The following is a 14,181-nucleotide window of genomic DNA, read 5'->3' on the forward strand; positions in this document are numbered from 1 at the left end:
GTTTTTTTACGTCAGCCCTGCGCGCGTTTCGTGAGTTCCTCGCGCTGCGACAGATCCTCGACGTTGACCATCCAGTGCACGCCGAAACGGTCCTTCGCCATCCCGAAGCCGAGCGCCCAGAACGTCTTGCCGAACGGCATCGTCACTTCGCCGCCGTCGGCGAGCGCATCGAACAGCTTCTTGCCTTCCTCGACCGTCGCCGGGTTCAGCGACAGCGAATAGCCGGCGTGCGTGCCGGCCGGCTGGCTGCAGTCGCCGTCCGAGCACATGATCATCGAGTCGCCGATCGTGAAGCTCGCATGCATCACCTTGTCGGCCATCTCGGGCGTGATCGCGTGTTCGGGATTCGGCGGCGCATCCTTGAAGTGCATCTTGAACATCGTCTTCGCGCCGAGCGCCTTTTCGTAGAATCGAAGGGCTTCGTCTGCGCGGCCGTAGAACGTCAGATACGGTTGGACTTGCATCGTTGTCTCCTGTAATGGGCCGGGCCCGCGCGTCGGTGCGAGTTCGGCGTCGTGCAAGATCGACTGGGAAAGGGCACGTCGAGAGGCGGCCGGCGCACCCGTGACGGGGATTGTAGTGCGCGTGCTTGACGATGGGATGAAAAATAAAACGGCCGCGAACATGATGTTCGCGGCCGTTTGCGGCGCGCTTGCTGACGGCTGTTGTCAGTATTGCTGACAGCCGCTGACGCCTGTCGCGGCTCAGCGCAGCGCGTCGATCAGCTTCTCGAGCTTCACCGCATCGGCGGCGAACACGCGGATGCCTTCGGCGAGCTTTTCGGTTGCCATCGCTTCGTCGTTCAGCTGGAAGCGGAACGATGCCTCGTCGATTGCCACGCGTTCGGCCGGCTTGTCCTGCAGCGCTTCCGGCGACAGCTTGCGCGAAACCGTCTCGTTGCTGTCCTGCAGCTTCTGCAGCAAATCGGGACTGATCGTCAGCAGGTCGCAGCCGGCGAGTTCGATGATCTGGCTGGTCGTGCGGAAGCTCGCGCCCATCACTTCGGTGTTGTAGCCGAACGTCTTGTAGTACGTGTAGATGCGGCGCACCGACTGCACGCCCGGATCGTTCGCACCGCCGTCCTTCGCTTCATCCCATTCCGCGCCGGCGTGCTTCTTGTACCAGTCGTAGATGCGGCCGACGAACGGCGAGATCAGTTGCGCGCCGGCTTCCGCGCACGCGGCGGCCTGCACGAGCGAGAAAAGCAGGGTCATGTTGCACTTGATCCCTTCCTTCTGCAGCACCTCGGCCGCGCGGATGCCTTCCCACGTCGACGCAAGCTTGATCAGGATGCGCTCGCGGCCGATGCCGGCTGCTTCGTACAGCTTGATGAGCTCGCGGCCCTTGTCGATCGAGCGCTTTGCGTCGAACGACAGGCGCGCGTCGACCTCGGTCGACACGCGGCCCGGGATCAGCTTCAGGATCTCGGTGCCGAACGCGATCAGCAGGCGGTCGATGATGAAGGCGGTGCTTTCGTTGCGGTGATCGCGGACGGTTTTCTCGAGGATCGGCTTGTACGCATCCTTCTGGACGGCCTTCAGGATCAGCGACGGGTTCGTGGTCGCGTCCTGCGGCTTGTATTGCGCAAGCTGCTGGAAGTCGCCCGTGTCGGCGACGACGGTCGTGTACTGCTTCAGCTGGTCGAGTGCGGTAGTCATGGCGATTCGGAAGAAGGGCGCGGGGCGCCGGGTTCTCACGGGCCGCGCGAGCGCGGCGGCGAAGCGAAGCGGCGCCGGGCGCCGCTTTCGACCCATCATTTTAGGCCCGATTCGTGTCGGGCACGTTTTGGGATGCCCCGGGGCGGGCACGGCAACCGCCGCAGCGGTCGGCGAGCCGCGTCACGCCGGGCGTCGCGCGTTCAGGATCACCTGCGTGACGATCCCCGCGACGAGCCCCCAGAACGCCGAGCCGATCGACAGCAGCGTGAGGCCCGACGCGGTGACCATGAACGTGACGAGCGCTGCTTCGCGCTGCTTCACGTCCTGCATCGCGTTCGCGAGCCCGCTCATGATCGAGCCGAACAGCGCAAGCGCGGCGACCGACACGACGAGCGCCTTCGGCAGCGCCGAGAACAGCGCGGCGATCGTCGCGCCGAAGATCCCGGCGACCAGGTAGAACGTGCCGCACCACACGGCGGCCGTGTAGCGCTTCGCGTGATCTTCATGCGCTTCGGGGCCCGTGCAGATCGCGGCGGTGATCGCCGCGAGGTTCACGCCGTGCGAGCCGAACGGCGCGAGCAGCAGCGACGCGAGGCCGGTCGTCGCGATCAGCGGCGACGACGGCGTCTGATAGCCGTCCGCGCGCAGCACCGCGATGCCCGGCACGTTCTGCGACGCCATCGCGACGACGAACAGCGGAATGCCGATGCTGACGATCGACGCGATCGAAAACGCCGGCATCGTGAACACGGGCTGCGCGAGCGCGATGTGGAAGCGGCTGAAGTCGAGCAGGCCGAGGCCGCCGGCCACCGCCGTGCCGACGATCAGCGTCGTCGGAATCGCATAGCGCGGCGCAAGCCGCTTGACGATCAGGTACGTGAAGAACATCGCGAGCACGAGCGCGGTCTGGAACTGCGCGGCGCGGAAGATCTCGATGCCGATCTCGAACAGGATGCCCGCGAGCAGCGCGGCGGCGATGCCGGCCGGAATCTTGCGCATCAGCGTGTCGAACAGGCCGCTCACGCCGATGGCCGTCAGCAGCAGCGCACACACGACGAATGCGCCGATCGCCTCGGCGTAGGGCACGCCGGGCAGCGACGCGATCAGGAGCGCGGCGCCGGGCGTCGACCACGCGACGACGACGGGCGCGCGAAAGCGCAGCGACAGGCCGATCGTCGTCAGCGCCATGCCGATCGACAGCGCCCAGATCCACGACGAGATCTGCGCATCGGTGAGGTGCGCGGCGCGGCCGGCCTGGAACATCAGTACGAGCGAGCTCGTGTAGCCCGTCATCATCGCGACGAAGCCGGCGACGAGCGCCGAGACGGACGTGTCGGCGAAAAAGCGGCGGCCGCCGGCGCGGCCTGCGCTCGCGGTGGGCAAGGGGTTCATGCTATCTCCGGGAGGAGGCCGCGTGGACGCGGCCTTCGTGTCTGCTGGTTGGATTCGTTACTTGCTGAGTGCGCGCATCGCGGTTTCGAGGCCCGCGAGCGTGAGCGGATACATGCGATGGCCGAGCAGGTCGCGGATGACCGCGACCGACTGCCGGTATTCCCATAGCCGCTCGGGCTCGGGGTTCAGCCATGCATGATGGGGGAACTGGTCGGCGAGGCGGCGCAGCCATACGGCGCCGGCTTCCGGGTTGTTGTATTCGACCGAGCCGCCGGGCTGCAGCACTTCGTACGGGCTCATCGTCGCGTCGCCGACGAAGATCAGCTTGTAGTCGGGCGTGAACTTGTGCAGCACGTCCCACGTCGCGGTGCGCTCCGAGTGGCGGCGGCGGTTGTTCTTCCACAGGTGGTCGTACACGCAGTTGTGGAAGTAGAAGAATTCCAGGTGCTTGAATTCGGCCTTCGCGGCCGAGAACAGCTCTTCGGTGCGCTTGATGTGGTCGTCCATCGAGCCGCCGACGTCGAGCAGCATCAACACTTTCACGTTGTTGTGGCGCTCGGGCACCATCCGCAGGTCGAGCCAGCCCGCGTTCGCGGCCGTGCTGCGGATCGTGCCGGGCAGGTCGAGCTCCTCGGCCGCGCCTTCGCGCGCGAAGCGGCGCAGCCGCCGCAGCGCGACCTTGATGTTGCGCGTGCCGATCTCGACCGAATCGTCGTAGTCGCGGTATGCGCGCGCTTCCCACACCTTCACCGCGGTGCGGTTGCCGTTCGACGGGCCGCCGATGCGCACGCCTTCCGGGTTGTAGCCGCCGTGGCCGAACGGCGACGTGCCGCCCGTGCCGATCCACTTGTTGCCGCCTTCGTGGCGTTCCTTCTGCTCGTCGAGCAGTTCCTTCAGGCGCTCCATCAGCTTGTCGAGCCCGCCCATCGCTTCGATCTGCGCCTTCTCCTCCGGCGACAGCTCGCGCTCGAGGCGCTTCTCGAGCCAGTCGAGCGGAATGTCGAACGCTTCGGACGGCAGCGCGGACACGCCGTGGAAATATACGCCGAACGCCTGGTCGAACTTGTCGAAGTACTGCTCGTCCTTGACGAGCGTCATCCGCGCGAGGAAGTAGAACGCGTCGATCGACGGCGAGATCAGCCCGGCCTTCAGCGATTCGAGCAGCGTCAGGTATTCCTTCACCGAGACGGGCAGCTTGGCTGCGCGCAGCGCGTAGAAGAAATTGAGCAGCATGGCCGGGCCTTCGCGGGTGGGGGGATTACCGGTTGTGCCGGTTCATGTAGACGAGCCGTTCGAGCAGGCTCAGGTCCTGCTCGTTCTTCAGCAGCGCGCCCGCGAGCGGCGGCACGATCTGCTTCGCGTCCGTGCCGCGCAGCGCGTCGGCCGGGAGGTTCTCGGCGAGCAGCAGCTTCAGCCAGTCGAGCAGCTCGGACGTCGACGGTTTCTTCTTCAGGCCCGACACGCCGCGCAATTCGAAGAAACTCTCGAGCGCCGCGCGCAGCAGTTCCTCGCGGATGTCGGGGAAGTGGACCGCGACGATCTTCTGCATCGTCGACGGGTCGGGAAACTGGATGTAGTGGAAGAAGCAGCGGCGCAGGAACGCGTCGGGCAGCTCCTTCTCGTTGTTCGACGTGATGATGACGAGCGGGCGGTGCTTCGCGCGTACCGTCTCGCGCGTCTCGTACACGTGGAATTCCATCCGGTCGAGCTCGCGCAGCAGGTCGTTCGGGAATTCGATGTCGGCCTTGTCGATCTCGTCGATCAGCAGCACGCTCGGGTGCTCGGCATCGAACGCCTGCCACAGCACGCCCTTGACGATGTAGTTCGAGATGTCCTTCACGCGCTCGTCGCCGAGCTGCGAGTCGCGCAGCCGCGACACGGCGTCGTATTCGTACAGGCCCTGCTGCGCCTTCGTCGTCGACTTGATGTGCCACTGCAACAGCGGCATGTCGAGCGCGGCGGCCACTTCCTCGGCGAGCATGGTCTTGCCGGTGCCGGGCTCGCCCTTGATCAGCAGCGGGCGTTGCAGCGTCAGCGCGGCATTGACCGCGAGCTTCAGATCGTCGGTGGCGACGTAGTGCGAGGACCCTTCGAAACGCATGGCGGCGCTCTTCTTTCTCGGGAAAAAAACCCAGTATAAGTCAGAAGGGCTGTGCGGTTGGGCCGCGCCCGCGTATCGTAGCGGGGCTGTGGCGGGGCGGACCGGGGCGCCGGGTGGACGCGTTCCCCGCCGACGCGGTACAATCTGGCCGTTTTTTTTGGCCTGCGTGGCGATCCGATAAGCAAAACGGCGCGGGCCGTTGCCGCTTAGGCGCCAGTTTCCCCTCAAGCTAGGTTACAAGAGCTATGAACAAATTCGTCGGCAAACACGTCGTTGTCGCAGCGCTCGTGGCGCTCGCGGGCAGCGCGCAGGCGGCCGGTGTGGTCGGCAACCCGAAGGACGGGGCGAGCAAGGCCGCCATGTGCATCGGTTGCCACGGCATCCAGGACTACCGCGCGGCGTACCCGGAGGTCTACCGGGTGCCTGTCCTCGGCGGCCAGAACCAGCAATATCTCGAGAACGCGCTGAAGGCCTACCGCAAGAAGGATCGTCATTTCCCGTCGATGAACGCGATCGCCGGTTCGCTGACGGACCAGGACATCGCGGATCTGGCGGCTTACTACGCCGCCCAGAAGGCCGACACGAAGGACAATCCCTACAAGTAAAGCGCGCGCCGCCGATCTCTCCGGCGGGACAGGAGCATTCATGAACAACGCATTCAAGACGGCGGCGGTTGCACTGGCGGCCGGCCTCGCGATCGGTACCGCGCACGCAGCGGACACCACGAAGGGCAAGGAACTGGTCGAATCGCACAACTGCGCGGCCTGCCACGGCGCGCAGATGAACAAGCCGATCAACGCCGAATATCCGCGCCTCGCCGGCCAGCATGCCGACTACCTCGTGTGGGCGATGCGCCAGTACCAGATGGGCCTGACGAACCCGCTGATCGGCCGCAACAACGCGATCATGCAGGCGCAGGTGCAGAGCCTGTCGGTCAGCGACATGAAGGACATCGCGGCCTACATCGAATCGCTGAAAGAGACCGATCTCGTGTTCAAGAAGTAAGCGCGACGGGCCTGTCGGGCTCGCGCAGCAAAAATACCCCGCCGCGGCGGGGTATTTTTTTGTCCGCGGCCCGGGGGCTGCGTGCCGGCGCCGCGGCGCTCAGTCGCGCGACGCGCGGCGCAGGATGCGCTGCAGGTACGCGTCGGTGTCGGGCGGCGTGTTGGTGCGCTGCGCTTCCCAGATCGTCTCGCCGAGGCATTCCATGATCGCGTGCTGCGCGTCGTGGGTCGAGTCGAGTTTCGCCGCCAGCTTGTCGTGCGCGGCGCGGATGCCGGGCGGCTGGTCGATCGACAACTGCTCGCTGATCGCGAGATGCATCGACAGATGCAGGAACGGGTTCGTGCGGCCTTCCTCGGGCGTGTAGTTGCGCGCGGCCGCGCCGTCGGCATCGTCGAGTTCGGCGTGGTACTCGGGATGCTCGACGATCCAGTCGGCCGCCATCGCTTCCAGCGGCGTCAGGATCTCGCCCGCGCGCTGCTTGCGCCAGGTCTCGGTGAAAAAGCGACGCACTTCGTCGCGGCTTGGATTGAACATGGTGGGGGAACGTCGTGATTCGGGCGGCGTCGTGCCGCGTCGCGCATTGTACGCCGGGTCGGCGGAAGGCGCTGGAGACGGCCGGGCGGCGGGCCGGAGCGGTTGGCGCGGCAAGCGGCAGCGGGGCGGACTGCCTGGCGGTGTGGGTGCGCGGCGATGGCCGGTGGAATCCGCAGCCGGTTGCGGCCGCTCCGTACCGGGTCGGCGAAGCGGGTAAGCGTGAACAGGCCCTAGGCTTGCCGCCGCCGCGCCGCTAAACTCCGACGATTCCCTTCACCGCGCCGTTCTTATCCGTTCCGTCATGACCGCCACCGCCCGCTCATCGTCCGCCGCCCTGCAGGGCACGCTCTACGTCGCGCTGTCCGCCGCCGCGTTCGGCGCGATGGCGATCTTCGGCCGGTACGCATACGCGGCCGGCGTCGACGTGCTCGGGCTGCTGATCGTGCGCTTCGCGATCGGCGGCGCGGTGCTCGCCGCGATCGCGCGGCACCGCCGTGTCGCATGGCCGCGCGGACGCGCGCTCGCGCCGCTCGTGGCGATGGGCGCGCTCGGCTACGTCGGCCAGTCGTTCTGCTATTTCAGCGCGCTGCAGCACGCGCAGGCGAGCCTCGTCGCGCTGCTGCTGTACCTGTATCCGGCGTTCGTCACGCTGCTGGCTGCGTGGTGGCTCGGCGAGCGCCTCACGCGCGCGAAGGCCGTCGCGCTCGTGCTGTGCGTCGCGGGTTCGGCGCTGATGGTCGGCGGCGGGCACGGCGAGCCGCTCGGGATCACGCTCGCGCTGGCGGCCGCGGTGATCTATTCGCTGTATATCGTCGGCGGCACGAAGGCGACGCGCGGCGTCGATCCGCTCGCGACCACCGCGATCATCTGCCTGTCGGCGACCGCGACGCTCGTGGCGATCGCCGTCGTGCGGACCGCGGCGTTCGGCGCGCCGCCGCGCTGGCCCGCGACGGCCGGCGGCTGGGCGTCGATGCTCGCGATCGCGCTCGTGTCGACGGTCGCGGCAATGCTCGCGTTCTTCGCCGGGCTCGAGCGGCTCGGGGCCGCGCGCACGTCGATGCTGTCGACGCTGGAACCGGTCGTGACGGTCGCGCTCGCGGCGCTGCTGTTCGATGAAGCGTTGTCGCCGCTGCAGTGGGCGGGTGGCGTCGCGATCCTTGCGGCCGTGCTGGCGCTCGTGCGCGCGGGCGGCGCGGCGGCCGACGATGCGACCGCGACGTCCAACGCGTAGTCGGGAGGGGAAGGGCGTGCGCGTCGTGACGGAGCCTGCGTGGCGGGCCGGCGCGATGTGCCTCTGTCGGGCCTGACGCTTACTCGTTGGGCGGCGGCGTCTTCGGCCTGAATTCGCACAGCGGCTCGATCGCGCAGTGCCAGCATTCGGGCTTGCGGGCCTTGCACACATAGCGCCCGTGCAGGATCAGCCAGTGATGCGCGTCCTGCAGGAATTCCTTCGGCGTGAACTTCTCCAGCGCGGCCTCGACGGCGCGCACGTCCTTGCCCGGCGCGAGCCCCGTGCGATTCGCGACACGGAAGATGTGCGTGTCGACCGCGATCGTCGGCTGGCCGAACGCGGTGTTCAGCACGACGTTCGCGGTCTTGCGGCCGACGCCCGGCAGGCTTTCGAGCGCTTCGCGATCGGCCGGCACCTCGCCGTCGTAGCGGTCGAGCAGAATTTGGCTCGTCGCGACCACGTTCTTCGCCTTGGTTCGGTAAAGACCGATCGTCTTGATGTACTCGGTGACGCCTTCCTCGCCAAGCGCGACGATTTGTCGCGGGGTGTTCGCGACTGGAAACATCTTCCGCATCGCCTTGTTGACCGACACGTCGGTCGCCTGCGCGGACAGCATCACGGCGATCAGCAGCTCGAACGGCGTCGTGTATTCGAGCTCGGTGGTCGGATGCGGATTGAGGCTCTGCAGCGTTTCGTAGATCGCGTGTCTTTTGCTGGCGTTCATGGAGCGTTCTGGTCGGGCGGTGCGGACGGGCCGCCTGGGTCGTCGTTGCCTGCGGCGTGCTCGTCGCGCTCCGCCGCGGCGGCTTCGGCGTCGCGCTGCGCCTGCTGTTCGGCGAGCCGTTTGCGGCGGGCCTCGGCCGCGTCGATCTGCGCCTGGACGGCCGCGCTCACGCCTTCGGTGTTCTTCGGCCCGGCGCCTTGCCCGGAGAGTTCTTCCTTTTTCTTGCGCGCGCGTTCGAGCGCGGCGGCGATGATCGCGCGTTTCTTCGCGTCGCCATCGTCGACGGCCGGTGCGGCGGCCGGCGTGCCCGGCTGCGCTGCGGGTTGTTCTGCGGCCGGCTTCGCCGCGCCGGCACTGGCCGCGCGGCGTGCGGCGGCACGCGCTTCGGCGGCCTCGCGTTCGCGGCGCTGGCGGGCGAGCCGGAGGTCATGGCGTTCGCGCGCGGCGTCGGCCTGTTCCTGCGACCACGCGTCCCAGCCCGTGCGATCGCCGGTCACGGGCAGCATCGCGATGCAGTCGACGGGGCATGGCGGCACGCACAGGTCGCAGCCCGTGCAGAGCGACTCGACGATCGTATGCATCTGCTTCGGTGCGCCGACGATCGCGTCGACCGGGCACGCCTGCATGCACAGCGTGCAGCCGATGCACAGGCTTTCGTCGATGAATGCGACGGCACGCGGATGCTCGCTGCCGTTGACGGGGTTCAGCGGAATCGCCGGCTTGCCGAGCAGGCCGGCGAGGCGCGCGATGCCTTCGGCGCCGCCGGGCGGACACTGGTTGTAGTTCGCATCGCCGGCGGCGATTGCCTCGGCGTACGGGCGGCAGCCGTTATAGCCGCACTTCGTGCATTGCGTCTGGGGAAGCAGATCTTCGATGCGATCTGCGAGTGTTTTGGAGTCGGTCACGGTGACAACGGGCGCAGCGGCGCCGAATGGCTCTCGGCCGCGCGGGGCGCGGCCGGAAAGGTTTGCCAAAGCTTGATTATCGCCGATTTCCCGCATTGCGCTGGACGCCGTCTGTGCGCATAATCGAACCGCTTTTTTGCAGGGGCTCAGCAGGAGGGCGGCCGCACGCGGCGCGCCCGTTCCACGGCGGCCGGCGCCGAGGCGGTGGGGGTGCCGGTCCGGATCACGCGGCTCACATAGCAAAACGCCACCATGAATCAGCCAAAAATCAAAAGAGATCCTGAAGGTACGCGCCGTCGCATCCTGATGGCGGCAGCCGAAGAGTTCGCAAGTGGAGGGCTGTTCGGCGCACGCGTCGACCAGATCGCGCGCCGGGCCGAAACCAACGAGCGCATGCTCTATTACTACTTCGGCAGCAAGGAGCAGCTGTTTACGGCCGTGCTCGAACACGCGTTCTCCGCGCTGACCGAGGCCGAGCGCGTGCTCGATCTCGACGGCGTCGCGCCGGTCGAAGCCGTCACGCGGCTCGCGCATTTCGTTTGGGATTACTACCGCGACCACCCGGAGCTGCTCAGGCTCATCAACAACGAGAACCTGCACGAAGCGCGCTACCTGCACAAGTCGACGCGGATCCGCGAGATGATGTCGCCGATCGTCGCGAAGCTCGGCAACGTGCTGACGCGTGGCCAGAAGGCCGGGCTGTTCCGCAGCGACGTCGATCCGCTGCGCTTCTACGTGACGCTGTCGGGGCTCGGCTACTACATCGTGTCGAACCGCTTCACGCTCGCCGCGACGCTCGGCCGTGACTTCACCGATACCGACGAGCGCGCGGAAATGGTCCGGATGAACACCGAGGTGCTGCTCGCGTATCTGCTGCGGCGCTGACGCGCCGACCAGCGCCAGCCGGATGCAAAAACGCCGCCGTGCGCAGGCAACGGCGGCGTTTTTTCGTCGGAACGCGGTGCGTCAGGCGGCCTTGCGCGTGCGTACGGCTTTTGCACGCGGGCTGCTGCCGGCACGTTTCGCGGCCGGTGCGGCCTTGGCGGGCGCGGCGGCCGTGACCGTTGCCTTCGCGCGCGTGCGCTTCGCCGTGGCGGCACGTGTCGTTTCGGCTTGCGCGTTGCCGGCCGGCACGGCCGCGAGCGTCGCGGCCGCCGGTGCGACGGGCTGCACCTTCGTCGCGCCGGGCTTCGGTTCCGGCGCATGCTCGCGGATGAAGTCGCGCAGTTGCGGGTAGATGATCGTGCGCCAGCGGCGGCCCGAGAAGATCCCGTAGTGACCGCACTTCTCGGCGGTCAGGCTGCGGCGCTGGTCTTGCGGGATGCCCGTGCACAGCTCGTGCGCGACGTGCGTCTGGCCGCTGCCCGAGATGTCGTCGAGTTCGCCCTCGATCGTCATCAGCGCGGTGTGCCTGATGTCCTGCGGACGCACGCGCTCACCTTCGACATCCCACGTGCCTTCGGCCAGCCGGAATTCCTGGAACACGACACGGATCGTCTCGAGGTAATACTCGGCGGCCATGTCGAGCACCGCGTTGTATTCGTCGTAGAAGCGGCGGTGCGCCTCGGCGTCGTCCTCGTCGCCGCGCAGCAGGCTCTGGTAGAAATCCCAGTGCGATTGCGCGTGCCGCTCCGGGTTCATCGCGACGAAACCCGTGTGCTGCAGGAAGCCCGGATACACGTGGCGGCCTTCGCCCGGATAGTTCGCGGGCACCGTGTGGATCACGTTGTTCTCGAACCACGCGGTCGAGTGCTGCGTCGCGAGCGAGTTCACCGACGTCGGGCTGCGGCGCGCGTCGATCGGGCCGCCCATCATCGTCATCGTGAGCGGCGTGTCCTCGCCGCGGCTCGCCATCAGCGAGATCGCCGCGAGCACCGGCACCGTCGGCTGGCACACCGAGATCACGTGCAGGTTGCGCGCGCCGATGTGACGGATGAATTCCTGGATGTACGCGACGTAGTCGTGCAGGTGGAACGGGCCGGTCTCGACCGGCACCATCCGCGCGTCGATCCAGTCGGTGATGTAGACCTTGTGATCCTGCAGCAGCGTGCGCACCGTGTCGCGCAGCAGCGTCGAGTGGTGGCCCGACAGCGGCGCGCAGACCAGCACGACCGGCTCGTCCTTCAACTGCGTGACGGCGTCGGCGTCGTCCGAATAGCGCTTGAAACGCAGCAGCCGGCAGAACGGCTTCTCGACGATCGTCTGCTCGACGATCGGGATGTTGTGGCCGTCCTTGACGATCTGGTGAAGGTTGAATTCGGGCTTCTCGTAATCCTTGCCCAGCCGGTACATCAGTTCGTACGCGGCGGCCATCCGCGTCGCGCCCGGCATCAGCGAGAACGGGCTGGACGGATTGGCGAACGACTTGGAGGCGGCCTGGGCCCAGGCCGTGAGCGGGCTCAGCATCGCCCGCTGGAATTCGTGCAGTTGGTAAAGCATGCAGACTACTCCCGCGTGGGGGACGGTGCGCAAGGGCGGCGTGGGGCGTCGCGGCGTGCCGTGGGGGTCAGCGGCCGGCCATGTTGCACTGCGGCCGGTCAATCGTGTCGATCATATCGGACAACGATGAATGTTGCAATGCAACATTTCCGCGATTTTTCATCAAAATTTTGCGATTTGACGTTCTCTGAAAAAGCTGCCCGCGCCTCGTTCAGCGCCCCGTGGCCATCGCCGGTGCGGGCTGGCCGGCCGCGCGCGCCATTGCGTCTTCGTGGTGCATCAGGTTCATCGCGGTATGCACGAGCGCCACGTGCGAGAACGCCTGCGGGAAGTTGCCGACGAGCCGCCCGGCAACCGGGTCGTATTCCTCCGCGAGCAGCCCGAGATCGTTCGACAGCGAGAGCAGCCGGCTGAACAGGCGGTGCGCGTCGTCGATCCGGCCGAGCAGCGCGTAGTTGTCGACCAGCCAGAAACTGCACGCGAGAAACGTGCCTTCGCCGGGCGGCAGGCCGTCGTCGTATTCGGTCGTGCGGTAGCGCATCACGAGCCCGTCGTGCAGCAATTCCCGCTCGATCGCTTCGACCGTGCCGACGATGCGCGGGTCTTCCGGCGGCAGGAAGCCGAGCAGCGGCATCAGCAGCACGCTCGCGTCGAGCTCGTCGCTGCCGTAGCTCTGCGCGAACGCCTGCTTGTCCTTGTGCCACGCGTTGTCGCATACGTCGGCATGGATCCGCTCGCGCAGCGTGCGCCAGCGGTCGAGCGAGCCGGGCAGCCGGAACATTTCCGCAGACTTGATCGCGCGGTCGAACGCAACCCACGCCATCACCTTCGAGAACGTGAAATGACGGCGGCCGCCGCGCGTTTCCCAGACCCCCTCGTCGGGTTCCTGCCAGATCTTCTCGAGATGGTCGAGCAGCGCGCACTGCACGGACCAGACCGTGTCGTCGGCCTGCAGCCCGCCCACGCGCGCGAGGTGCAGCGCGGCCATCACCTCGCCGAACACGTCGAGCTGGAGCTGGTTCGCGGCGCCGTTGCCGATGCGTACGGGCTTCGAGTCCTGATAGCCGGGCAGCCAGTCGAGTTCCATTTCCGGCAGCCGGCGTTCGCCGGCGATCCCGTACATGATCTGGATCTGCTCGGGCGAGCCGGCCATCACGCGGCCGAGCCACGTGCGCCATGCGCGCGCCTCGTCGTAGTAGCCGCCGCGCATCAGCGCGAGCAGCGTGATCGTCGCGTCGCGCAGCCAGCAGTAGCGGTAGTCCCAGTTGCGGTTGCCGCCGATCTTCTCGGGCAGCGACGTGGTCGGCGCCGCGACGATGCCGCCGGTCGGCTCGTACGCGAGTGCCTTCAGCGTGATCAGCGAACGGCGCACGGCGGCCGCGTAGCGGCCCTGCACCTGGCAGCGGCCCGACCATTCGAGCCAGTAGTTCTCGGTGCGCGCGAGCATCGACAGCGGATCGCGCGCGGGCGGCAGCCGCATGTGCGATGCCGCGTAGCTGAGCGAGAACGGCACGCGTTCGTCGGCGCTCACCGTGAATTCCGCAATCGTATGGAGATTCTTGCCGGTGAGCGGCACCGGCGTACGCAGCACGACGGTGTCGGGGCCGGCGATCGCCTTCATGCCGTCCTCGCGGGTCAGTTGCGTGACCCACGGGACCGAGAAGCCGTAGTCGAAGCGCAACACGAGCTCCATGCGCATCTTCATCGTGCCGTGGCGGCCGACGACGATCCGCACGAGTTCGGACCAGCCGTTGCCGGGCGGCATGAAGTCGATCACGGTGACGGCGCCGTCGGCGCTTTCGTAATCGGTTTCGAGAATCAGCGTGTCGCCGCGATAGCGGCGGGTCGTGTGCGTGATCGCGGCGGCGTCGGCCGGCGCGAGCAGCCAGCGACCGTGCTCGGGCGTGCCGACGAGCGCCGCGAAGCAGGCGCCCGAATCGAAGCGGGGCCAGCACAGCCAGTCGACGGAGCCGTCTTTTGCGATCAGCGCGGCGGTGTGGCCGTCGCCGACGAGGGCGTAGTCTTCGATCAGGGCGGGCATGGGCAGGCGATCCTTGGTTTCGAGTTCACAATGCGGACGGCGGCGCCCGGGCTTCACGTGCCGGCGCTGCGCCCCGTATACTCGGCCGGGCGGCGGAGCGCGTGAACGGCCGGCGTTTCGTCCTATCTCAACACTTGAAGCGACTCGATGC

Annotated in this window: 14 protein-coding genes; 4 read left to right on the forward strand and 10 right to left on the reverse strand. The window is 67.3% G+C overall.

The features are described from left to right. Positions 1 to 11: 11 nt before the first annotated feature. From ACM6JT_RS05070 to ACM6JT_RS05090, 5 genes are all read right to left on the reverse strand, one after another. Positions 12 to 464 (reverse strand): VOC family protein, encoded by a 453-nt coding sequence (locus ACM6JT_RS05070; protein ID WP_034184807.1) that lies wholly within the window; start codon positions 462 to 464, stop codon positions 12 to 14. A gap of 240 nt (positions 465 to 704) precedes the next feature. Beyond that, on the reverse strand, positions 705 to 1,658 hold the full coding sequence (gene tal, locus ACM6JT_RS05075; protein WP_414856059.1) for a transaldolase: 954 nt from the start codon (positions 1,656 to 1,658) through the stop codon (positions 705 to 707). Between the two features lie 180 nt (positions 1,659 to 1,838). After that, the gene (locus tag ACM6JT_RS05080; protein ID WP_034184809.1) at positions 1,839 to 3,050 is read right to left on the reverse strand and encodes a benzoate/H(+) symporter BenE family transporter; all 1,212 of its coding nucleotides are present in this window, start codon (positions 3,048 to 3,050) and stop codon (positions 1,839 to 1,841) included. A gap of 57 nt (positions 3,051 to 3,107) precedes the next feature. After that, positions 3,108 to 4,283, reverse strand: coding sequence for a vWA domain-containing protein (locus tag ACM6JT_RS05085; protein ID WP_414856060.1), 1,176 nt, complete (start codon positions 4,281 to 4,283; stop codon positions 3,108 to 3,110). 25 nt (positions 4,284 to 4,308) lie between these two features. After that, on the reverse strand, positions 4,309 to 5,151 hold the full coding sequence (locus ACM6JT_RS05090) for an AAA family ATPase (RefSeq protein WP_034184811.1): 843 nt from the start codon (positions 5,149 to 5,151) through the stop codon (positions 4,309 to 4,311). A gap of 245 nt (positions 5,152 to 5,396) precedes the next feature. On the opposite strand from ACM6JT_RS05090, the gene ACM6JT_RS05095 reads away from it, so the two are divergent. Together ACM6JT_RS05095 and ACM6JT_RS05100 are read left to right on the forward strand one after the other, a co-directional pair. Continuing rightward, on the forward strand, positions 5,397 to 5,756 hold the full coding sequence (locus ACM6JT_RS05095) for a c-type cytochrome (RefSeq protein WP_011885616.1): 360 nt from the start codon (positions 5,397 to 5,399) through the stop codon (positions 5,754 to 5,756). A 40-nt stretch (positions 5,757 to 5,796) separates the two neighbouring features. Then, positions 5,797 to 6,156, forward strand: a complete 360-nt coding sequence (locus tag ACM6JT_RS05100) for a c-type cytochrome (RefSeq protein WP_034184812.1) — start codon at positions 5,797 to 5,799, stop codon at positions 6,154 to 6,156. Positions 6,157 to 6,255: 99 nt separating this feature from the next. Here ACM6JT_RS05100 and ACM6JT_RS05105 read toward each other — a convergent pair whose 3' ends face one another. Then, complete coding sequence (locus ACM6JT_RS05105; protein ID WP_034184813.1) at positions 6,256 to 6,690, reverse strand: DUF1841 family protein; 435 nt, start codon at positions 6,688 to 6,690, stop codon at positions 6,256 to 6,258. A 301-nt stretch (positions 6,691 to 6,991) separates the two neighbouring features. Between ACM6JT_RS05105 and ACM6JT_RS05110 the strand changes: the two genes are divergently transcribed. Next, complete coding sequence (locus ACM6JT_RS05110; RefSeq protein WP_414856061.1) at positions 6,992 to 7,921, forward strand: DMT family transporter; 930 nt, start codon at positions 6,992 to 6,994, stop codon at positions 7,919 to 7,921. Between the two features lie 79 nt (positions 7,922 to 8,000). Here the strand turns inward: ACM6JT_RS05110 and nth are convergent, their stop codons facing one another. Both nth and rsxB read right to left on the reverse strand, forming a co-directional pair. Next, entirely contained in the window at positions 8,001 to 8,645 is a 645-nt protein-coding gene (gene nth / locus ACM6JT_RS05115; RefSeq protein ID WP_034184815.1) for an endonuclease III, read from the reverse strand. Beyond that, on the reverse strand, positions 8,642 to 9,646 hold the full coding sequence (gene rsxB / locus ACM6JT_RS05120) for an electron transport complex subunit RsxB (protein ID WP_414856062.1): 1,005 nt from the start codon (positions 9,644 to 9,646) through the stop codon (positions 8,642 to 8,644). The genes nth and rsxB overlap by 4 nt, the downstream gene beginning before the upstream one ends. A 156-nt stretch (positions 9,647 to 9,802) precedes the next feature. Here rsxB and ACM6JT_RS05125 point away from each other — a divergent pair, with 156 nt between their 5' ends. Further along, positions 9,803 to 10,435, forward strand: coding sequence for a TetR family transcriptional regulator (locus tag ACM6JT_RS05125; protein ID WP_034184817.1), 633 nt, complete (start codon positions 9,803 to 9,805; stop codon positions 10,433 to 10,435). An 81-nt stretch (positions 10,436 to 10,516) separates the two neighbouring features. Here the strand turns inward: ACM6JT_RS05125 and ACM6JT_RS05130 are convergent, their stop codons facing one another. Both ACM6JT_RS05130 and ACM6JT_RS05135 read right to left on the reverse strand, forming a co-directional pair. Next, positions 10,517 to 11,989: a polyhydroxyalkanoate depolymerase gene (locus tag ACM6JT_RS05130; protein WP_414856063.1), complete on the reverse strand. Its 1,473-nt coding sequence runs from the start codon at positions 11,987 to 11,989 to the stop codon at positions 10,517 to 10,519. Between the two features lie 211 nt (positions 11,990 to 12,200). Further along, positions 12,201 to 14,030 (reverse strand): glycoside hydrolase family 15 protein, encoded by a 1,830-nt coding sequence (locus ACM6JT_RS05135; RefSeq protein WP_175749733.1) that lies wholly within the window; start codon positions 14,028 to 14,030, stop codon positions 12,201 to 12,203. Between the last annotated feature and the right edge of the window lie 151 nt (positions 14,031 to 14,181).

It is taken from the genome of Burkholderia sp. IT-111MI5 (assembly GCF_949752865.1).
Taxonomy (GTDB): Bacteria; Pseudomonadota; Gammaproteobacteria; order Burkholderiales; family Burkholderiaceae; genus Burkholderia; species Burkholderia pyrrocinia_C.